The following is an 18,844-nucleotide window of genomic DNA, read 5'->3' on the forward strand; positions in this document are numbered from 1 at the left end:
GACGGACCAGGGCGGGTCACATCAGGAGGGACTGTTCGAATGCAGTGACGGCGGCGGGGAAGTCGGGGTGGTCCTGGGGACGGTGAGTGAAACCGGAGAGGACGATCTGCTCGGCCCCGACATCGACGAGTCGTCGGGCGATGAGCTCGTACTCCTCGTTCCAGCCGCCGGTGACCACGAGGGCCGGCACGCCAGCGAGGGAATGCTCCCGGATGCCGTGTCCCCACGGGAGATTCGCGGTCGCCCAGTGCTCCGCGACCGCGCGCTCGTCCGGCCAGGACGCGCGGTCCAGCGGGCCGCCGAACATGAGCGGACGGAACAGCGCCCAGAAGCCGTAGAGGTCGTCCTCGGCCGCGCGTGCTCGCGCCTCCGTGACCACGGCGATATGTCGCTCGATCGGCGCGTCACCGCGGGCGATGTCGTACAGGGCGGGCTCGACGAGGACGAGTCCGGACACCCGCAGACCGTCGGCGACGGCGCGGACGGCGGCGACCGCCTCGATGGAGTGGGCGAACAGGAGCGGCGTCCGGTCACGTTCTCCGGCGACGAGAGCGCCCGCCTGCGCTTCGACGGACGACCCCGGCGGGAAGCTGAGGAAGGTCCCCGACTCCGAAGCCTGGGAGGGCCAGGCAGCTGTGCCGCGTCTCCCGGCGCCGTGGAGGAACACCCGGTGCGGGAGCGGCGCGCGGTGCATCCCTGGATGCTACCCGTAGGCTGGACACATGGCAGAGAAGTCCTGGTCTCTCGGTCGCGCGCTGCGCGGCATGTTCGTGAAGCCCACCATCGACGAGACGACGTGGGAAGACCTGGAGACGGCGCTGATCACGGCGGACTTCGGCCCCGACATCAGCGAGCGCATCGTCGACGAGCTGCGCGACAAGGTCGCGAAGTACCGCACCACCGACCCCAAGGATCTCCAGCGCATGCTGCGGGAGACCCTGGAGGAGCACTTCGCGAAGTTCGACACCACTCTGAAGCTCACCGAGCGGCCCGCCGTGGTCCTCGTCGTCGGCGTGAACGGCGTGGGAAAGACGACGACGATCGGCAAGTTCACGAAGTTCCTCCGCGGTTACCAGCGGAGTGTGGTCGTGGGAGCCGCCGACACCTTCCGTGCCGCGGCCGTGGACCAGCTCGCCACCTGGGCGCAGCGCGGGGGAGCGGCCATCGTCCGACCGCAGCAGGAGGGCCAGGACCCGGCATCTGTCGCCTTCCAGACCGTGGAGTACGCGAAGCGCGAGGGCATCGAGATCGCGATCATCGACACGGCGGGACGGCTGCACACCAAGGGCGGTCTCATGGACGAGCTCGGCAAGATCCGCCGCGTCGTCGAGAAGCAGGCCCCGATCAGCGAGGTGCTCCTCGTCCTCGACGCCACGACGGGGCAGAACGGCGTCATGCAGGCGGAGACCTTCCTGCAGCACGCCGGCGTCACAGGTCTCGTGCTCACCAAGCTCGACGGCTCGGCCAAGGGCGGCTTCGTGCTCGCGGTGCAGGAGCGCACGGGCATCCCGGTGAAGCTCCTCGGGCAGGGCGAGGGCATCGATGATCTGACCGGTTTCACGCCGCACGTCTTCGTGCAGGCGCTGGTCGGCTGACACAGGGCTTCCGCCCCGAGCACCAGGCTGGTTTCATAGCGTTATGGCGATCGAACACGACTACTTCGGACTGCTGTCATCGGGCCCCGACGGCTCGATCTTCTGGTCGGAGACGGTCGAGCTCGGCGACCAGAGCGTGACCGTGGACCTGACGGCCCCGGACCAGGACGACGTCTCCGCCGACGCCCTCGACATCGCCGCCGGGCTCATCGCCGGCCTGGAGAACGTGGACGCGACCGCACGGCGCGGGATGCTCGCCGAGGTGGACGACCGCACGAGCGAGGTGACCGAGTACATCCTGCAGCAGCAGGAGGTGTTCGGCGACGACCTCCCCGACATCCTCATCGACGTGTCCGGAGACGCGGCCGTGGACATCATCCGATCGCTGCGCTTGATGAGCATGACGATCCTCGCGGACGAGCACGGCGGCTCCGAGCCGTTCGCGGTGCTGGAGTACGCGCTCGACGACAGCGCCACCGACGACGTGCTGCTCGTGAACCTGGGCTCCGACGGCAGCGTGCAGTCGGTCATGAGCGCCGACTGACCGCCGCTCGTCAGACCGCCTGTGCGAAGCCGAGGTCGGCGCTCTCCGCGATGTGCGCGAGGTGCGCGGGGATCTCCCGTCCCTTCGAGGTCATGGACTGCGCCCAGAGGCGTCCGGCCCGGTACGAGGAGCGCACCAGCGGACCGGCGAGCACCCCGAGGAAGCCGATCCGCTCCGCCTCCTCCTTGAATTCGACGAACTCGGCCGGCTTCACCCACCGCGACACCGGGAGATGACGCGGGGTCGGGCGGAGGTACTGGGTGATGGTGATGATGTCGCAGCCGGCGTCGTGGAGGTCCTGCAGCGCCTGCACGACCTCCTCCGGCTCCTCGCCCATGCCGAGGATGAGGTTCGACTTCGTGATCAGTCCGGCGTCGCGGGCCTGGGTGAGAACGTTCAGCGACCGCTCGTAGCGGAACGCCGGACGGATGCGCTTGAAGATGCGGGGCACGGTCTCCACGTTGTGCGCGAACACCTCGGGGCGCGCGTCGAAGATCTGGCCGAGGAAGGCCGGGTCGGCGTTGTGCTCGTTGGCCAGCAGCTCCACGCCGGTGTTCGGGTTGAGCTCATGGATCTTGCGCACCGTCTCGGCGTTCAGCCAGGCCCCCGTATCGGGCAGGTCGTCGCGGGCCACACTCGTCACGGTCGCGTAGCGGAGATTCATCCGCTGCACGCTCTCGGCGACGCGTCGCGGCTCGTCGGTGTCGTAGTCGGCGGGCTTGCCGGTGTCGATCTGGCAGAAGTCGCAGCGACGCGTGCACTGCGATCCCCCGATGAGGAACGTCGCCTCGCGGTCCTCCCAGCATTCGTAGATGTTCGGGCAGCCGGCCTCCTGGCACACCGTGTGCAGATCCTCGCTCTTAACGAGCGAGTGCAACGCGGAGTACTCCGGCCCCATCTTGGCCTTGGTCTTGATCCACTCGGGCTTGCGCTCGATCGGGGTCTCGGCGTTGCGGATCTCGAGGCGGAGGAGCTTGCGCCCCTCGGGTGCGGCGGTCATGCCGGGACTCCTGTCAGGTCGGGTGCGTGCGCGGTGCGGAAGGCGTCCTGCACGGCGTCGACGAGGTCGAGCGGGCCGACCACGCGGCCGGACACCTCGCTCACCGTGGTCACGCCGGCGTCGGTGATGCCGCAGGGGATGATGTCGCGGAAGGGGGCGAGACTGTTGTCGCAGTTGATGGCGAAGCCGTGCATGGTCACGCCCTGCTGCACCCGCACGCCGATCGCGGCCACCTTGTCCTCCGAGAGCGGTCGGCGCACCCACACACCGCTGCGCCCCTCGACCTGGTGCCCGTCGACCCCGAACGGACGCAGCACCTCGATGAGGATCCGCTCCAGACGCCGGACGTGTGCGACCACGTCCATCGGCTCCGGCAGCCGGAAGATCGGATAGCCGACGAGCTGTCCCGGCCCGTGCCAGGTGATCTTCCCGCCGCGGTCGACGTCGATGACCGGGGTCCCGTCCTGGGGGCGCTCGTGGTCCTCCGTGCGCTTGCCCGCGGTGTAGACGGCCGCGTGCTCGAGCAGGATGAGCGTGTCAGGGCGGGCACCGGACACGACGTCCGCATGCACGCGGCGCTGCAGGGCCCAGCCGTCGGGATAGGGGACAGGGGTCGGCATGAAGCCGGGGGTGAGGATGTCGAGCATGCGTCGTCGCTTCCCTCTAATACATGGATTGCGTCTAACAATACATCCCCGTCCGGAGTGTGGCGCGGCGCGCGGTACCGTGAAGTCATGAACCGGACTGGTCGCGCCGGCCGCCCGAAGGCCTCCTCGCGCGAGACCCTCGCCGAGGCCGCCTGCGAGCTCTTCCTGGAGCGCGGGTACGAGGCCACCTCCATCGCCGACATCACGCAGCGGGCGGGGGTCAGCCGTTCCAGCTTCTTCAACTACTTCACGTCCAAGAGCGATGTGCTGTGGTCCGGGATCGACGAGCGCATCGGCGTCGCGATCGCGGCGCTCGGCGATCTCGGCCGGGATGCCACAGGGGAGCGGGTGCGGCTGATCCTCCACGGCATCGTCCAGGACTTCGCGCCGGATCCCCTGGCTCTGGCCCTGCGGAATGCGGCGGCCATGGCGCTCGAGGATGAGCTGGTGCGCGAGACGGGGTTGCGGCTCGCCCGCCTGTCCGCCGCCGTCTCGCGCGCCGCCTGCGCCGCGGGGATCGACGTCATGCGCGCCGACGTGCTCGGGGCCGCGCAGGCCGCCGCTGTCATGTCGGCGCTCCGGGTGTGGGCGGAGGAGGGCGCGGGCCGCGGCACTCCGGACTCCGTGCTGCACGAGGCGCTCGCCCGCGTCCACGATCTCCCCTGGGGGGACTGACCGGCCTCGCGAGACCCCGGTTTCGCGCCGAGGCCCCGGTGTGCAGGCGCGCGCCGGGCGGGGTCTCGACAGCGAGGCGGGGTTTCGGCGAGTCGCCTTCGTGCCGCGCTGAGCGTGGAGGCTCCGCTCGCGTAGAATCGTACGCACCATGGCTACCTTTGGCACGCTCTCCGATCGGCTCACCGACACCTTCCGCAACTTGCGCACGAAGGGAAAGCTCACCCCCGCCGACGTCGACGGCACGGTGCGCGAGATCCGTCGTGCGCTGCTCGACGCCGACGTCGCGCTCGCGGTCGTCAAGGACTTCACCGCCAAGGTGCGCGAGCGCGCGCTCGGCGACGAGGTCAACAAGGCGCTGAACCCCGCGCAGCAGGTGGTGCAGATCGTCAACGAGGAACTCGTCCAGATCCTCGGCGGTGAGCAGCGGCGCCTGCAGTTCGCCAAGACGGCGCCGACCGTGATCATGCTCGCCGGCCTCCAGGGTTCGGGGAAGACGACGTTCGCCGGAAAGCTCGCCAAGCAGCTCGAGAGCGAGGGCCACACGCCGCTCCTCGTGGCCGCCGACCTCCAGCGCCCGAACGCGGTGAACCAGCTCCAGGTCGTCGCCGAGCAGGCCGGTGCCACGGTGTACGCGCCCGAGCCCGGCAACGGCGTCGGCGATCCGGTCAAGGTCTCGCGCGACGGCGTCGAGCACGCCCGCCGGCAGCAGCACGACGTGGTCATCATCGACACCGCCGGCCGCCTCGGCGTCGACGCCGAGCTCATGAAGCAGGCCGCCGACATCCGCAAGGCGGTCAACCCGGACGAGGTGCTCTTCGTCATCGATGCGATGATCGGTCAGGACGCCGTCAACACCGCCAAGGCCTTCCAAGAGGGCGTGGACTTCACCGGCGTCGTGCTCTCCAAGCTCGACGGTGACGCGCGAGGCGGAGCAGCTCTGTCGGTCGCCTCGGTCACCGGTCGTCCGATCATCTTCGCCTCGACGGGCGAGCGGCTGGAAGACCTCGAGCCGTTCCACCCCGACCGGATGGCGAGCCGCATCCTCGACCTCGGCGACATCCTGACCCTCATCGAGCAGGCCCAGCAGGCCTTCGACGAGGAGGAGGCACGCAAGGTCGCGGAGAAGCTCGCGAACGAGGCCTTCACCCTGGAGGACTTCCTCGAGCAGCTCCAGCAGATGAAGAAGATGGGCTCGATGAAGAAGATGCTCGGGATGCTCCCGGGCATGGGTCAGATGAAGCAGCAGCTCGAGGACTTCGACGAGCGCGAGATCGACCGCACCGAAGCCATCATCCGGTCCATGACGCCGGTAGAGCGTCGCAACCCCAAGATCCTCAACGGCTCGCGCCGTCTGCGCATCGCGCGCGGCTCCGGCATGACTGTCACGGACGTGAACCAGCTCGTTCAGCGCTTCGAGCAGGCCGCGAAGATGATGAAGACGGTCGCCCGTGGCGGCACGCCGAACATCCCCGGCATGGGTCCGGTGCCCGGCATGGGCAAGCCCGGCGCCTCGTCGAAGCGCGGCAAGAAGGGCAAGGGCGTCGGCGGCAACCGCTCCCGCTCCGGCAACCCGGCGAAGCGCGCGGCCGAGAACGCCGGCCTCGCGGCTTCCACGGCACCCACCGGCTCGGGCTTCGGCCTCGGCGGGGGAAGCGCAGCGCCCTCGGAGGCAGACCTCGCCGAGATCCAGAAGCTGTTCGGCAAGGGCTGAGCGGCCGGGAACTCAGCGCACGGCCACCGGCGCGGCGGAAGGATCGACCGTGGCCGCCGGCGTGCCTCGCGGTCGTGCCGCGAACTGCCCGCCGACGAGGGCGGCGAGCGTGATCACGATGCCCAGAAGCTGAACGAGGGTGAAGCTCTCGCCGGCGATGAGCACTCCGAGCACCGTCGCGACGATCGGCGAGAGCAGTGCGAGCAGGCCGGGCACGATCACGGGCAGCCGCTGGATACCGCGGAACCAGAGCGTGTAGGCGATGATCCCTCCCGCTGTCGCGAGCCAGAGGTAACCGAGGAGCGCCCCCGCGTCGAGGGCAGGAGGCGGGCCCTCGACCGTGAAGGTGAGGGGGAGGAGCAGCAGTCCGCCCGCACTCAGCTGCCAGCCCGCGTAGGCCACGGGGCCGACGCCGGCGGGGCGTCCCCAGCGCTTGGTGAGGATCATCCCGAGACCGGTGGCGGTCACGCCGCCCAGAGCCGCGATGAGGCCCCACAGGTCCGGCGCGGCGGCAGGGCCGAGGACGACGAGGGCGACGCCCCCTGCCCCGAGCACGGCGGCGGCGCCGGACACCGGGCGGATACGCTCCCCGAGCACGAGCGCTCCGATTCCCAGGACGATGAGCGGCTGCGCTCCGGCGACGGCCGCGGCGACCCCGCCGGGGAGGCGTTCGGCCGCGAGGAACAGTAGCGGGAAGAAGGCGCCGATGTTGAGGGCGCCGAGCACGAGGACCTTTCCCCACCAGGCGCCGTGCGGCAGGCGCCGGGCCAGCAGCACCGCGAGGAGACCCGCAGGAAGCGAGCGGAGGAGGCCGGCGAGGAGCGGATGCCCGGCGGGGAGCAGCTCCGTCGTGACCAGGTAGGTCGTACCCCACGCCGCGGGGGCGAGCGCCGTGACGAGGGTGAGGGTGAAGCGGTTCATGCTCCCAGCCTGCGCGCGACATCGCGATGAGTCCAACGCATTGTTGTCACACCATCCATGAAGGGCGATCATGGATACATGGAACTACAGCACCTGCGATATGTCGTCGCCGTGGCGGATACCGGGTCCTTCACCCGCGCGGCGGACCGCTGTCACGTGACGCAGTCGGCGCTCAGTCATCAGGTCGCGTCACTCGAACGCGAGCTGGGGGTGCGGCTGTTCGCGCGCACCAGTCGCAGCGTCCGTGCGACCGAGTCGGGAGAGGCGTTCCTCCGTTCCGCGCGGCTCGCCGTGCGCGCCGCGGATCAGGCGCGGGAGGATGCGGCGGCGGCGAGCGGGGAGGTGGTGGGGACCCTGCGACTGGGCGTCATCCCCACGGTGACCGCTGTCGACGTCCCTGCGCTCCTCGTGGCCTATCGCACCGCGCACCCGGCCGCCCGCGTGGAGCTCCGCGAGGGGAACAGCGACGGCCTCATGGCGTCGATCCGTCAGGGCGATCTCGACGTCGCCTTCCTCGGGCTTCGGGAGGGAGCGGAACCAGGAGGGGTGGCATCCCGCCCGTTACCCCACGAGCCGCTCGTGGCGGTACTGCCTCGCGGGCACCACCTCGCCGCGAAGCGGAAGGTACGGCTGAGCGATCTCGCGGACTCCGCATTCGCCGACTTCCCCGCCGGAACATCGGGACGCGCGCAGAGTGACGCGGCGTTCCTGGCCGCGCGACTCGAGCGGGACGTGGCTTTCGAATCCGACACGGCTGCGAGTCTGATCGGCCTGGTCGCTGCGGGCCTCGCCGTCACGCTGCTCGCGCCCGGGGTGGTGCGGGGCTATCGAGACGTCGTCGACACGGTGGAGGTCCAGGACGGGCCGATCCGTGTCGAGCACCTGGCCTGGGACGCCGCGGCACCGCGCAGCGCCGCGCGCGCCTTCCTCGACATCGTCCCGGCAGCCTCCTGAGACCCTGCTCCGGCTGCACGACCCGGGAGCAGATGCACGACGGAATCCTCGGAACGGGTGGGCCACCGAATCCGGATCGTGCAGGCGACTCCGCAGAAGCTTGAGCTGGAGACGACGAAGCGGGCCCGGGAAGAACCCGGACCCGCCTCGTCGTGTGGCGATCAGCGCACGTCGTCGTCGACCCAGTCCATCGACTTCGTGACGGCCTTGCGCCACAGGCGCAGCTGGCGGTCGCGCTCGGCCTCGTCGAGCGAGGGCTCCCAGCGGCGGTCCTCCTGCCAGTTCGCGGACAGGTCGTCGAGGCCGCTCCAGAAGCCGACCGCGAGGCCCGCGGCGTAGGCCGCACCGAGCGCGGTGGTCTCCGCCACGACCGGCCGCACGACCGGGACGCCGAGGATGTCGGCCTGGAACTGCATGAGCGCGTCGTTGGCGACCATGCCGCCGTCGACCTTGAGCTCGCTGAGGTCCACTCCGGCGTCCGCGTTGACCGCGTCGAGCACGTCGCGGGTCTGGAAGGCCACGGCCTCCAGCGCAGCGCGCGCGATGTGGTTCTTGTTCGCGTAGCGGGTGAGGCCGACGATCGCGCCACGGGCGTCCGGACGCCAGTAGGGGGCGAAGAGACCCGAGAACGCGGGGACGATGTACACGCCGCCATTGTCCTGGACCTTCTCGGCCAGCTCCTCGACCTCGGGAGCGGAGGAGATGATGCCGAGCTGGTCGCGCAGCCACTGGATGAGCGATCCGGTGACGGCGATCGACCCCTCCAGCGCGTAGTGCGTGGGCTGGTCGCCGAGCTTGTAGCCGACGGTGGTGAGCAGCCCGTTCTTCGAGCGGACGATCTCCTCGCCCGTGTTGAAGATGAGGAAGCATCCCGTGCCGTAGGTGTTCTTGCTCTCGCCCTTCTGGAACGCGGCCTGTCCGAACGTCGCCGCCTGCTGGTCGCCGAGGATGCCGGCGATCGGCGTCTCGCGGAGCAGCGACGAGCTCTCGGCCGCGCCGTAGACCTCGGAGGAGGAGCGGATCTCCGGCATCATCGAGCGCGGCACGCCGAACGCCTCGAGGATGTCGTCGCGCCACTCCAGCGTCTCGAGGTCCATGAACATCGTGCGCGAGGCGTTGGTGACGTCTGTCGCGTGCACGCCGCCGTCGACGCCGCCCGTGAGGTTCCACAGGACCCAGGAGTCGGTCGTGCCGAAGAGCAGGTCTCCGGCCTCGGCCTTCTCGCGGGCACCTTCGACGTTCTCCAGGATCCAGGTGATCTTGGTGCCGGAGAAGTAGGTCGCCAGCGGGAGGCCGACGATCGACTTGAACCGGTCGACGCCTTCGTCGCCCGCGAGGCGGTTGACGATCTCCTGCGTACGGGTGTCCTGCCAGACGATGGCGTTGTAGACCGGCTTGCCCGTGGTCTTGTCCCACACGACGGCGGTCTCGCGCTGGTTCGTGATGCCCACGGCGGCGATGTCGTGGCGGGTGAGATCGGCGCGCCCGAGGGCCAGACCGATCACCTCCTGGACGTTGCGCCAGATCTCGGCGGCGTCGTGCTCCACCCAGCCGGCCTTGGGAAGGATCTGCTCGTGCTCCTTCTGGCCGGTGGCGACGATGCTGCCCTTCTTGTCGAAGATGATCGCGCGGCTCGACGTCGTTCCCTGGTCGATCGCGATGATGTAGTCAGCCATGTGTTCTCCTTTGAATTCCCGAGGGGTTGAGGGGGATCAGCCGGCGAGGCTGAGCAGGCCGGGGGCGGCGAGGGCGGCGATGACACCACCGATGAGCGGACCGACGACGGGCACCCACGAGTAGGACCAGTCGCTGGAACCCTTGCCCTGGATGGGGAGGATCGCGTGGGCGATGCGCGGACCGAGGTCACGAGCCGGGTTGATCGCGTAGCCGGTGGGGCCACCGAGCGACGCACCGATCGCGACCACCAGGAGGGCCACCGGAAGGGCGGTGAGCGGGCCGAGGCCACCGGGCGTGCCGACCTCAATGTCGCCGTAGTCCGCGAACGCGAAGATGACGAACACGAGGACGAACGTGCCGATGATCTCGGTGACGAGGTTCCAGCCGTACGAGCGGATGGCGGGGCCGGTGGAGAAGACGCCGAGCTTGTTGGCGGCCTCCGGCTCCTGGTCGAAGTGCTGCTTGTAGGCGAGCCAGACCACGATCGCCCCGATGATCGCGCCGAGGAGCTCCGCGGCGGTCGCGGTGAGGAACATCGCGAAGGTGATCTTGCCGGCGACCAGTAGGCCGATGCCGACGGCCGGGTTCAGGATGGCGCCGGAGTACGCCGAGACGAGCACACCCGCGAACACCGCGAGACCCCATCCCCAGTTGACCATCAGGAAGCCGCCGCCGAAGCCCTTGTTCTTCGCCAGGGCGACGTTCGCGACCACACCACAACCGAGCAGGACCAGCATGGCGGTGCCGACGAGCTCGGAGAGGAAGTAGAGACCGAGATTGACGTCAGTCATGTCTTCGTTGACCTTTCTTGCGGGTCGGGGCCCCTCTGCCCCGACCCCTTATGGGGTAGCACCGCGAGGAGGGCGCGGTGGTCGGGGCCCCGTCAGCCGCGGGCGCGGGACGGGATGTGGAGTCCGTGTCGCTCGTTGAGCAGCACCCGCGTCTGCTCCACCTCGGCGTCGTGACGCTCGCGGTCCCAGCCGAGGAGTGGAGCCAGGGCGTCGGCGATCTCGTCGAGCACCTCCGCTCGGGCGCCGCCGGTGAAGGCGATGCTCGTGCGGCGGAGGATGACGTCCTCGAGACGGGTGACCATCTCCTCGTTCACCATCCACTCCAGCTCGCGGGTCGAGAGGTCGCCGCCGGCGAGGGGCGCGTCGTCCCCCTGCTCGACGAAGGCCCACACGGCCGCTGCCCGGGTGCCGTAGCGCGCGAGGAGCTGGTCGGCGCGAGTGCCGGCGCCGGGGAGGTTCTCCTGGATCCAGATCCGCTTCGCCTTCTCGGTACGCGGGAACTCACGTCCGCCGCCGATCGCACGACCCGCCGTGGACACGGTGCGCGTGCGGCCGAGGAGGCCGAGGACAGTGTCGGAGAGGGATTCGCCGAGCGCGCGGAACGTGGTCCACTTGCCGCCCACGAGGCTCACCAGCGGAACGGCGCCCTGGCGGTCGACCTCGACGCGGTAGTCGCGGGAGACGAAGCCGGGAGCGGTGTCCTCGTGGCGGGGGAGCGGCCGGATGCCGGAGAAGTTGTAGACGATCTGCTCACGGGTCACCGAGATCGACGGGAACACGTGGTGGATGAGGTCGAAGAAGTAGTCGATCTCCTCTTCCGTGCACACCGGCACCTCGCGCGGGTCGGCGTCGATGTCCGTCGTGCCTACGAGGACGCGCCCCTTGAGCGGGTAGATCAGCACGATGCGACCGTCGGAGTGCTCGAAGAAGATCTCGCGTCCCCGCGTGGCCTCCAGCAGCTCGGGGTGGTCGAGCACGATGTGCGAGCCCTTGGTGCCGCCCATGAAGCGGGTGTCGGTGCCGAGGGCGTCGTTCGTGAGGTCGGTCCACGGGCCGGAGGCGTTCACGACGACATCCGCGGTCACGGTGAACTCGGTGCCGCTCTCCCGGTCGCGGAGGGTGATCTGCTCGCCGTCGCGGCCGATCGCCTCGACGTAGTTCAGAGCCACTGCGCCGGGGTGGCTCGCGCGGCCGTCCTGCAGCACATCGAGCGCGAGGCGCTCGGGGTCGTGCATCGACGCGTCGTAGTACGTCGCGGTGTACTTGATCTTCGGGTCCATCGACGGCAGCTCGGCCAGCGACTTCTTGCGGCCGAGGAAGCGGTGCCGGGGCACGGTGCCACCGTCGCGCGAGAACGTGTCGTAGATGGTGAGGCCGACCTTGATGAGGAAGGCGCCGCGCTCCTTCGGCTTCCCGCTCTTGTGCGTGAGGAAGCGGAGGGGAGCGGAGAGGATGCCCGAGAACGTCGAGTAGATCGGGATCGTGGTCTGCAGCGGCTTGACGTAGTGCGGAGCGATCTTGAGCAGCCCGTTGCGCTCCTCCACCGACTCCCGGACGAGGCGGAACTCGCCGTTCTCCAGGTAGCGGATGCCGCCGTGGATCATGTGGCTCGACGCCGCGGAGGCGCCGGAGGCGAAGTCGCCGCGCTCGACGAGGACGACGTCGACGCCCTGCAGGGCCAGGTCGCGGAACGTGGAGATGCCATTGATGCCGCCGCCGATGACGAGGACACTGGTGCGCCCGGATTCGCGGAGCGCGCGGACCGCGTCCCGCTCCGGGGACGTGTGGGTGGAATCGATCATCGTCGACCCTCTCTTCCTTGCTTGCCACCAGCATCGACCTCTGTGACGCCGCGCGCAAGCTGGCTGCACATATGTGCAAGGATCGAGGGAGAGGAGGTCATCATGGCGGAATCCGGAGCGCCTTCGCGCGACGGGAAGCTGATCGCCGCGCTCACGGCTGCGCAGCTCTACTACATGCAGGACAAGACCATGGAGGTCATCGCGCAGGAGCTCGGAACCTCGCGATCGTCCGTGTCGCGGCTGCTCAGCTTCGCGCGCGAGAGTGGCCTCGTCGACATCCGGATCAACTCGCCGCTGGAACGCCTCGGGATGCTCGAGCAGCGCATCAGGGATCGCCACCGCGTCGTTGCGCACGTGGTTCCGATGGCCGAGATCGTGAGTGAGGTCGAGCGCCTGGAGCGGGTGGCGCTGACCGCCGGGCGACTGCTGTCCCAGTTCGTGGACTCGAACATGATCGTCGGCGTCGCCTGGGGGTCGACGATCAGCGCGGTCAGCCGCGGGCTCACCCAGAAGGAGACGCACAACACGACATTCGTGCAGCTCAACGGCGCCGGGAACACCCAGACCAGCGGTGTGGAGTACTCCAGTGACATCCTGCAGCGCTTCGGCAGTGCGTTCGGGGCGCAGGTGCAGCAGTTCCCGGTCCCGGCGTTCTTCGACGACCCCGCCACCCGCGAGGCGATGTGGCGCGAGCGCAGCACCCGGCGCGTCCTGGACCTGCAGGCGAAGATGGACATCGCCGTGTTCAGTCTCGGCTCTCCGGCGGCAGAGGTGCCCAGCCGGGTCTACGTCGGCGGCTATCTCGGTCGGGAGGACTACCGCAGTCTGCGGGAGGACCACGCGATCGGCGACGTGGCGACGGTCTTCTTCCGCGCCGACGGCTCCTGGCGCGACATCCGGCTCAATGCACGGGCGACCGGCCCTGGACTCGACCGGCTGCGCCGCGTTCCCCGACGCGTGTGCGTCGTCTCCGGCGTGCCGAAGCTCGCGAGCCTGCGTGCGGCGATCGCCGCCGAGCTCATCACCGACGTCGTGCTGGACGAGGGACTCGCACGCCGCCTCGTCGAGGACTGAGCGGCGCGGGGATCACTCGCCTTCGATGGACGACTGCGGCCCCGTCCGGAACTCGCGGATGAGGTGCTGGACGACAACGCGGAGATCGCCGTCCGTGGCGTCGGCGACCGCGAGCTGACGGGCGTAGCTCGCGCCGCCGTCGAGGATCGTCCCGATGCTGCCGAACTCACGGACGCATCCGAGCTCGACCGCGACCGGGGTGAGTTCCTCGATCTTCTCGGCGAGATGCTCGCGCACGGGGCGCTGCGTGCCGATCGTGTCGACGATGACCCGGGCGTCCAGGCCGTATCGGGCCGCGCGCCACTTGTTCTCGCGGTGGAACCACGCGGGGAGGTCGGGGAGGGCGGCCCCTTCGTCCAGGAGCCGGGAGAAGTGCTCGACGAGGACCTGCACGAGCGCGGCCACCGCGGCCATCTCGGAGAGGGTGGACAGGCCGTCGCACGCCCGGACCTCGATCGTGCCCCAGCGCGGAGCGGGACGGATGTCCCACCGCACCTCCGTGGCGTCGGCCATGACTCCGGTACGGACCATGTCGTCCAGGTAGCGCTCGAACTCCGACCAGTCGCGCAGCGGCCAGGGAAGGCCGGCCGTGGGCAGCTGCTGGAAGACGAGAGCGCGGTTGGAGGCGTACCCCGTGCGTTCCCCGGCCCAGAACGGGCTGGACGCCGACAGCGCCTGCAGGTGGGGGAGATAGGCCGACAGTGCGTTGATGATGGGGAAGACCTTGCGCTGCTCGTCGACGCCCACGTGCACGTGGATGCCCCAGATCATCATGTTGCGCCCCCACCACTGGGTGCGCTCGATCAGGCTGTGGTACCGCGTCTTGTCGGTCACCGACTGGTCGTACCACTGGGCGAACGGGTGGCTTCCGGCGGAGAGCAGCTCGATCCCTGCCGGGTCGGTGGCCGACCGCACCGCCGCGATCGCGTTCGCGATGTCGTCGACGGCGTGGGCCACGGAGTCGCCGATCCCGCTGGTCACCTCGATGGTGTTGGTGAGGAGCTCGCCGGTGACGGTGTGGCGTTCGTCTTCGCTCTCCGCCTCCAGCGCGGCGAGGAGCTCAGGCGCGCGACCGACGAGATCACCGGTCTCGGGATCGGCGAGCATGATCTCCCACTCGAGACCGACGGTGGAGCGGGCCGAAGCGGCGAAGTCGAGCTGCACGGGGACAGTCTGACACGGGGCCGGGCCTGCTCCGCAACGCCGTGTCGCCGGGTTTCGCACCCGGCGCACGCATCTGGCAGAATAGAGGGTCGGACGACGTGCTCGACCCTCTATCCAGCGCTCGTCCTCCTCATTTGAGCTTCCGCCGGGTGTGCACCCCACGCTCCAGGCGACCGGTTCGTTTCCTTCCACACCATTCAGGAGAATCGTGGCTGTCAAGATTCGTCTCAAGCGCATGGGCAAGATCCGCGCGCCGTACTACCGCATCGTCGTCGCCGACTCGCGCACCAAGCGCGACGGTCGTGTGATCGAGGAGATCGGCAAGTACCACCCCACCGAGGAGCCCTCGTTCATCGAGGTCGACTCCGAGCGCGCGCAGTACTGGCTCTCTGTCGGCGCGCAGCCGACCGAGCAGGTCACCGCGATCCTCAAGATCACGGGCGACTGGGGCACCTTCAAGGGCGACAAGGACGCCAAGTCCACCCTCAAGGTCGCCGGCGAGAAGGTCGCATTCGAGGCCGACGCCTCGAAGAAGTCGGTCATCAAGCCCAAGGCGGAGAAGAAGGAGGAGGCCCCCGCTGCGGAGGCCCCCGCCGCCGACGCCGACGCGGAGGCCTCCGAGGCTTCCGCCGCCGACGCCGAGTAATCCATCGTGCTCGCCGCCGCGCTCGAACACATCGTCAAGGGGATCGTCGATCACCCCGAAGACGTGCGCATCCACGAATCGTCGTCGCCGCGAGGCGACCTGCTCGAGGTGCGTGTGCACCCGGACGACCGTGGTCGCGTGATCGGGCGCGGCGGCCGCACGGCCAAGGCCCTCCGTACCCTCGTCAGCGCTCTCGCCGACGGGCGTCGTGTCCGCGTCGATGTCGCGGACGACTGACGTGGTGTCGCAGGACCGCACCCAGGGCCGTAATCAGCTGCGCGTCGGGCGCCTGGTCAAGGCCCACGGGCTCAAGGGCGCCCTGAAGCTCGAGCTCTACACCGACAACCCGGAGCGGCGCTTCGTCCCCGGGGCCGCGTTCACGTTGCAGGTGCCCGAGGCATCTCCGTGGCACGGCAAGGAGATCGTCGTCCGCGAGTACCGCGTGATGAACGGGAACCCCGTCGTCTTCTTCGAGGACGTGGACGACCGGAATGCCGCCGAGAGCCTCGTCCGCGCCATCCTCTGGATGGATCAGGACGAGGACGAGACCGAGGACAACGCCTGGTTCGACCACCAGCTCGTCGGTCTCGACGTCGTCCGCGACGAGGTGGTCATCGGCCGCGTGGTCCGGGTCGAGCACCTGCCCGCGCAGGACCTCCTGATCGTCAAGCCCACGTCGACCGGCAGCACGGACGAGGTGATGGTCCCGTTCGTCGAGGCCATCGTCCCCGCCGTCGAGGTCGCCGCCGGGCGCATCATCGTCACCCCGCCGGCCGGGCTCTTCGAGGAGCTTCCCGAGTCGGAGGATGAGACCACTCCCTCCGACACCGCCGAGTGACCGCTGATACGGTTCCCCCGTGCGCATCGACGTCGTCTCCATCTTCCCGTCGTACTTCGACGGACTGACGCTCTCCCTGCTCGGCAAGGCCCGGGGCTCGGGCCTGCTCGACCTCCGGGTGCACGATCTCCGCGACTGGACCCACGACCGGCATCGCACCGTCGACGACACCCCCTACGGCGGGGGAGCGGGCATGGTCATGAAGCCGGAGCCGTGGGGTCTCGCGCTCGATGAGCTCACGGCGGATGCCACCCCCGCGCCGACCATCATCTTCCCGTCGCCGGCCGGGGAGGTCTTCACCCAGGCGACCGCGCGCGAGCTCGCGGGGCGCAACCATCTCGTGTTCGGCTGCGGCCGCTACGAGGGCATCGACGAGCGCGTCTTCGAGTATGCCGCCGAGCGTGGCGAGGTGCGGCTGCTGAGCCTCGGCGACTACGTCCTCAACGGCGGCGAGGTGGCGACGATGGCGATGATCGAGGCCATCGGCCGTCTGATCCCGGGTGTCGTCGGCAATCCGGAGAGCCTGGTCGAGGAGTCGCACGAGGACGGCCTCCTCGAGTACCCGTCGTACACGAAGCCGTCGGTGTGGCGGGAGCGCGCGGTCCCCGATGTCCTCCTCAGCGGCAACCACGGTGCGATCGCGGCATGGCGTCGCGAGCAGCAGTTCGTCCGCACCCGCCTGCGACGGCCTGACCTGCTTCCGGACGCGCCGACCGGCGACTGACCCGGCCGCACCCATCCGCCGTGACGACCGTTGTTAGCGTCGAGGCATGGTGGATGTGACACGCGCGCGATCGTTCGAGGGCATCGGTGAGGAGTATGACCGCTACCGACCGGGGTTCCCGGAGCGTGCGGCCGACATCATCGTTCCGGACCGGGTGGCCACGGCGCTCGACCTCGGTGCCGGCACTGGGAAGTTCACGGGCTTGCTCGTCGCGCGCGCGGCGCGGGTGATCGCGGTCGAGCCCTCCGCGCCGATGCTCGCCGTGCTCGCGCGGACGTTGCCGACGGTCGATGCGCGGCCGGGGACCGCGGAGAGCATCCCCGTGCCGGACGGCTCCGTCGATGCCGTCAGCGTCGCGCAGGCGTTCCACTGGTTCGATCGGGACGCGGCGGCGGCCGAGATCGCCCGCACGCTCGTCCCTCACGGCACGCTCGGGCTGCTGTGGAATCGTGCCGACCCCGCCTGTGCCTGGGATCTCGCGTGTCACCGGGTGGCCCATCCTGCGGTCGGCGCAGACGACGACACCTCCGCGTCGGCCGCGGATCTCCCCGGTTTCGTCCTGGATGTCCACGAGGAGGTGCGCTGGACGGAGCGGATCTCCCGCGAGGACTACCTCCGACGGTGGGGCACGGTGAGCAGCTTCCTCGTGGCGGACGATGCGGAGCGTGCGGCGATGGTGGCAGACCTGGAGGCGGTGCTGGACGGCGCGGACGAGACGCGGGGAGAGGCGGAGTTCGATCTGCCCCACCTCACCGACGTGTTCCGCTACCGCCGGGCATGAGGATCTGGTCGCTGCATCCGGAGTACCTCGACCGTCAGGGGCTCGTCGCCTGTTGGCGGGAGACCCTCCTCGCCCAGGCGGTGCTCGCCGACGCCACGAAGGGGTATCAACGGCATCCGCAGCTCGAGCGCTTCCGGGCGACGGCCGATCCCGTGGCCGCGGTGGGCGCGTACCTGGCAGGTGTCGCTGACGAGGCGGACGAGCGCGGCTACCGTTTCGACCGCACGCGTATCCGGCGCGCGGAGTCGGCGGTGCCGTCGATCCCGGTCACCGCGGGTCAGCTGGCACGCGAGTGGGAGCATCTGCGGGCGAAGCTCGCCGAGCGCAGCCCGGACGTGCTCCGCCGACACGGGTCTGTGGAGCTCCCGGAGGCGCACCCGCTGTTCGTCGTCGTGCCCGGGCCGGTCGCGTCCTGGGAGCGCGCCGACCCCGCGACCGGAGTCAGTCGACGCCGAGGAACGAGCGATCCGTCAGGATGATCGGACCGTCCTCGGTGATGGCGATGGTGTGCTCGGAGTGCGCGCCGCGGGAGCCGTCCGCGCTGCGCAGCGTCCACCCGTCGGGGTCGGTGATCAGCTCGTCCGTCGTCGCGAGGAACCACGGCTCCAGGGCGAGCACGAGGCCGGCTCGGAGCGGGAAACCGCGTCCTGCGCGGCCGTCGTTCGCCACATGAGGGTCGCCGTGCATCGTGCGGCCCACGCCGTGCCCGCCGAAGTCGGTGTTGATGGAGTACCCCTCGCCGTGGGCGACGTCCGCGATCGCGGCGGAGATGTCGCCGATGCGGTTGCCGACCACCGAGGTCTCGATCGCGGCGGCCAGCGCGCGCTCCGTGGTGTCGATGAGGCGCAGGTCCTCCTCCTTCGGCGTGCCGACCACGAAGGAGACGGCGGAGTCCGCGACCCAGCCATCGACCGAGACGGCGAAGTCGAGGGTGACGAGGTCGCCGTCCCGGAGCGTGTAGTCGTGCGGGAGGCCGTGCAGCACGGCGTCGTTCACCGAGGTGCAGATGACCTTGCCGAAGGGGCTCGCCCCGAAGGAGGGGTGGTAGTCGATGTAGCAGGACTCGGCGCCGGCCTTGCGGATCATGTCGTGGGCCCGGCGGTCGATCGCCAGGAGGTTGGTGCCGACCTTCGTCTCGTCGCGCAGGGTCGCCAGCGTCTCGGCGACGAACCGGCCTGCCGCGCGCATCTCATCGATCTCGGCAGGGGTGCGCAGTTCGATCATCAGTGTCCTCTCGTCGTCCTCCATTCTCCCTGATCGCACAGGTGCCAGGCGCCTGCCGCTCTCAGCGAACACCCGT

21 protein-coding genes are annotated in these 18,844 nt (G+C 69.7%); 12 read left to right on the plus strand and 9 right to left on the minus strand.

The genetic code is table 11. From position 1 onward, the window contains the following. Positions 1–16: 16 nt before the first annotated feature. Positions 17–694 carry a hypothetical protein gene (locus BK819_RS07090; RefSeq protein WP_071328515.1) on the minus strand — a complete coding sequence of 226 codons (678 nt, stop codon included), beginning with the start codon at positions 692–694 and terminating at the stop codon, positions 17–19. A gap of 28 nt (positions 695–722) precedes the next feature. Between BK819_RS07090 and ftsY the strand changes: the two genes are divergently transcribed. Both ftsY and BK819_RS07100 read left to right on the plus strand, forming a co-directional pair. Next, entirely contained in the window at positions 723–1,595 is an 873-nt protein-coding gene (ftsY, locus tag BK819_RS07095) for a signal recognition particle-docking protein FtsY (RefSeq protein ID WP_071328516.1), read from the plus strand. A gap of 43 nt (positions 1,596–1,638) precedes the next feature. Beyond that, complete coding sequence (locus BK819_RS07100; RefSeq protein WP_071328517.1) at positions 1,639–2,139, plus strand: DUF2004 domain-containing protein; 501 nt, start codon at positions 1,639–1,641, stop codon at positions 2,137–2,139. Positions 2,140–2,149: 10 nt separating this feature from the next. Here the strand turns inward: BK819_RS07100 and lipA are convergent, their stop codons facing one another. Further along, on the minus strand, positions 2,150–3,139 hold the full coding sequence (gene lipA / locus BK819_RS07105; protein ID WP_025103330.1) for a lipoyl synthase: 990 nt from the start codon (positions 3,137–3,139) through the stop codon (positions 2,150–2,152). Beyond that, positions 3,136–3,786 (minus strand): lipoyl(octanoyl) transferase LipB, encoded by a 651-nt coding sequence (gene lipB / locus BK819_RS07110; RefSeq protein WP_025103331.1) that lies wholly within the window; start codon positions 3,784–3,786, stop codon positions 3,136–3,138. The genes lipA and lipB overlap by 4 nt, the downstream gene beginning before the upstream one ends. 87 nt (positions 3,787–3,873) lie before the next feature. Here lipB and BK819_RS07115 point away from each other — a divergent pair, with 87 nt between their 5' ends. Next, the gene (locus BK819_RS07115; protein WP_071328752.1) at positions 3,874–4,461 is read left to right on the plus strand and encodes a TetR/AcrR family transcriptional regulator; all 588 of its coding nucleotides are present in this window, start codon (positions 3,874–3,876) and stop codon (positions 4,459–4,461) included. Positions 4,462–4,609: 148 nt separating this feature from the next. Then, positions 4,610–6,172 carry a signal recognition particle protein gene (ffh, locus tag BK819_RS07120; protein WP_071328518.1) on the plus strand — a complete coding sequence of 521 codons (1,563 nt, stop codon included), beginning with the start codon at positions 4,610–4,612 and terminating at the stop codon, positions 6,170–6,172. A gap of 12 nt (positions 6,173–6,184) precedes the next feature. Here the strand turns inward: ffh and BK819_RS07125 are convergent, their stop codons facing one another. Next, the gene (locus BK819_RS07125; RefSeq protein ID WP_071328519.1) at positions 6,185–7,093 is read right to left on the minus strand and encodes an EamA family transporter; all 909 of its coding nucleotides are present in this window, start codon (positions 7,091–7,093) and stop codon (positions 6,185–6,187) included. A gap of 78 nt (positions 7,094–7,171) precedes the next feature. Here BK819_RS07125 and BK819_RS07130 point away from each other — a divergent pair, with 78 nt between their 5' ends. Continuing rightward, positions 7,172–8,047, plus strand: coding sequence for a LysR family transcriptional regulator (locus BK819_RS07130; protein WP_071328520.1), 876 nt, complete (start codon positions 7,172–7,174; stop codon positions 8,045–8,047). A 161-nt stretch (positions 8,048–8,208) separates the two neighbouring features. Here the strand turns inward: BK819_RS07130 and glpK are convergent, their stop codons facing one another. From glpK to BK819_RS07145, 3 genes are all read right to left on the minus strand, one after another. Further along, positions 8,209–9,723, minus strand: coding sequence for a glycerol kinase GlpK (gene glpK / locus BK819_RS07135; protein ID WP_071328521.1), 1,515 nt, complete (start codon positions 9,721–9,723; stop codon positions 8,209–8,211). A 36-nt stretch (positions 9,724–9,759) separates the two neighbouring features. Further along, positions 9,760–10,515: an MIP/aquaporin family protein gene (locus BK819_RS07140; RefSeq protein ID WP_071328522.1), complete on the minus strand. Its 756-nt coding sequence runs from the start codon at positions 10,513–10,515 to the stop codon at positions 9,760–9,762. Between the two features lie 92 nt (positions 10,516–10,607). Further along, on the minus strand, positions 10,608–12,317 hold the full coding sequence (locus BK819_RS07145) for a glycerol-3-phosphate dehydrogenase/oxidase (RefSeq protein WP_071328523.1): 1,710 nt from the start codon (positions 12,315–12,317) through the stop codon (positions 10,608–10,610). A 102-nt stretch (positions 12,318–12,419) separates the two neighbouring features. Here BK819_RS07145 and BK819_RS07150 point away from each other — a divergent pair, with 102 nt between their 5' ends. Then, complete coding sequence (locus tag BK819_RS07150) at positions 12,420–13,391, plus strand: sugar-binding transcriptional regulator (protein WP_071328524.1); 972 nt, start codon at positions 12,420–12,422, stop codon at positions 13,389–13,391. Between the two features lie 12 nt (positions 13,392–13,403). Here BK819_RS07150 and BK819_RS07155 read toward each other — a convergent pair whose 3' ends face one another. After that, positions 13,404–14,555 (minus strand): glutamate--cysteine ligase, encoded by a 1,152-nt coding sequence (locus BK819_RS07155; protein ID WP_071328525.1) that lies wholly within the window; start codon positions 14,553–14,555, stop codon positions 13,404–13,406. 208 nt (positions 14,556–14,763) lie between these two features. Between BK819_RS07155 and rpsP the strand changes: the two genes are divergently transcribed. The 6 genes from rpsP to BK819_RS07185 are packed head-to-tail and all read left to right on the plus strand — an operon-like array spanning position 14,764 to position 18,023. Then, entirely contained in the window at positions 14,764–15,201 is a 438-nt protein-coding gene (gene rpsP / locus BK819_RS07160; RefSeq protein WP_071328526.1) for a 30S ribosomal protein S16, read from the plus strand. A 6-nt stretch (positions 15,202–15,207) separates the two neighbouring features. After that, the gene (locus tag BK819_RS07165) at positions 15,208–15,438 is read left to right on the plus strand and encodes an RNA-binding protein (RefSeq protein WP_025103341.1); all 231 of its coding nucleotides are present in this window, start codon (positions 15,208–15,210) and stop codon (positions 15,436–15,438) included. Then, positions 15,422–16,039, plus strand: a complete 618-nt coding sequence (gene rimM, locus BK819_RS07170) for a ribosome maturation factor RimM (RefSeq protein ID WP_071328527.1) — start codon at positions 15,422–15,424, stop codon at positions 16,037–16,039. The genes BK819_RS07165 and rimM overlap by 17 nt, the downstream gene beginning before the upstream one ends. Positions 16,040–16,058: 19 nt before the next feature. Beyond that, positions 16,059–16,763: a tRNA (guanosine(37)-N1)-methyltransferase TrmD gene (gene trmD, locus BK819_RS07175; protein WP_071328528.1), complete on the plus strand. Its 705-nt coding sequence runs from the start codon at positions 16,059–16,061 to the stop codon at positions 16,761–16,763. Between the two features lie 46 nt (positions 16,764–16,809). Continuing rightward, on the plus strand, positions 16,810–17,544 hold the full coding sequence (locus BK819_RS07180) for a class I SAM-dependent methyltransferase (protein WP_071328529.1): 735 nt from the start codon (positions 16,810–16,812) through the stop codon (positions 17,542–17,544). Next, positions 17,541–18,023: a pyrimidine dimer DNA glycosylase/endonuclease V gene (locus BK819_RS07185; RefSeq protein WP_071328530.1), complete on the plus strand. Its 483-nt coding sequence runs from the start codon at positions 17,541–17,543 to the stop codon at positions 18,021–18,023. Before BK819_RS07180 ends, BK819_RS07185 begins: the two co-directional genes overlap by 4 nt. Here BK819_RS07185 and map read toward each other — a convergent pair. Then, the gene (gene map, locus BK819_RS07190; RefSeq protein WP_071328753.1) at positions 17,986–18,768 is read right to left on the minus strand and encodes a type I methionyl aminopeptidase; all 783 of its coding nucleotides are present in this window, start codon (positions 18,766–18,768) and stop codon (positions 17,986–17,988) included. The two genes, BK819_RS07185 and map, sit on opposite strands and share 38 nt — an antisense overlap. Between the last annotated feature and the right edge of the window lie 76 nt (positions 18,769–18,844).

The organism is Microbacterium sp. LCT-H2 (assembly GCF_001866135.1).
GTDB lineage: Bacteria > Actinomycetota > Actinomycetes > Actinomycetales > Microbacteriaceae > Microbacterium.

Excerpts from the sequence above, each read along its gene's own strand:
- BK819_RS07130 (WP_071328520.1), top strand. The coding sequence starts at position 7,172 with ATGGAACTACAGCACCTGCGATATGTCGTCGCCGTGGCGGATACCGGG.
- ftsY (WP_071328516.1), top strand. The coding sequence starts at position 723 with ATGGCAGAGAAGTCCTGGTCTCTCGGTCGCGCGCTGCGCGGCATGTTC.
- map (WP_071328753.1), bottom strand. The coding sequence starts at position 18,768 with ATGATCGAACTGCGCACCCCTGCCGAGATCGATGAGATGCGCGCGGCA.
- BK819_RS07090 (WP_071328515.1), bottom strand. The coding sequence starts at position 694 with ATGCACCGCGCGCCGCTCCCGCACCGGGTGTTCCTCCACGGCGCCGGG.
- lipA (WP_025103330.1), bottom strand. The coding sequence starts at position 3,139 with ATGACCGCCGCACCCGAGGGGCGCAAGCTCCTCCGCCTCGAGATCCGC.
- ffh (WP_071328518.1), top strand. The coding sequence starts at position 4,610 with ATGGCTACCTTTGGCACGCTCTCCGATCGGCTCACCGACACCTTCCGC.
- BK819_RS07180 (WP_071328529.1), top strand. The coding sequence starts at position 16,810 with ATGGTGGATGTGACACGCGCGCGATCGTTCGAGGGCATCGGTGAGGAG.
- BK819_RS07125 (WP_071328519.1), bottom strand. The coding sequence starts at position 7,093 with ATGAACCGCTTCACCCTCACCCTCGTCACGGCGCTCGCCCCCGCGGCG.
- rimM (WP_071328527.1), top strand. The coding sequence starts at position 15,422 with ATGTCGCGGACGACTGACGTGGTGTCGCAGGACCGCACCCAGGGCCGT.
- glpK (WP_071328521.1), bottom strand. The coding sequence starts at position 9,723 with ATGGCTGACTACATCATCGCGATCGACCAGGGAACGACGTCGAGCCGC.
- BK819_RS07115 (WP_071328752.1), top strand. The coding sequence starts at position 3,874 with ATGAACCGGACTGGTCGCGCCGGCCGCCCGAAGGCCTCCTCGCGCGAG.
- BK819_RS07145 (WP_071328523.1), bottom strand. The coding sequence starts at position 12,317 with ATGATCGATTCCACCCACACGTCCCCGGAGCGGGACGCGGTCCGCGCG.
- BK819_RS07140 (WP_071328522.1), bottom strand. The coding sequence starts at position 10,515 with ATGACTGACGTCAATCTCGGTCTCTACTTCCTCTCCGAGCTCGTCGGC.
- lipB (WP_025103331.1), bottom strand. The coding sequence starts at position 3,786 with ATGCTCGACATCCTCACCCCCGGCTTCATGCCGACCCCTGTCCCCTAT.
- BK819_RS07185 (WP_071328530.1), top strand. The coding sequence starts at position 17,541 with ATGAGGATCTGGTCGCTGCATCCGGAGTACCTCGACCGTCAGGGGCTC.
- BK819_RS07150 (WP_071328524.1), top strand. The coding sequence starts at position 12,420 with ATGGCGGAATCCGGAGCGCCTTCGCGCGACGGGAAGCTGATCGCCGCG.
- BK819_RS07100 (WP_071328517.1), top strand. The coding sequence starts at position 1,639 with ATGGCGATCGAACACGACTACTTCGGACTGCTGTCATCGGGCCCCGAC.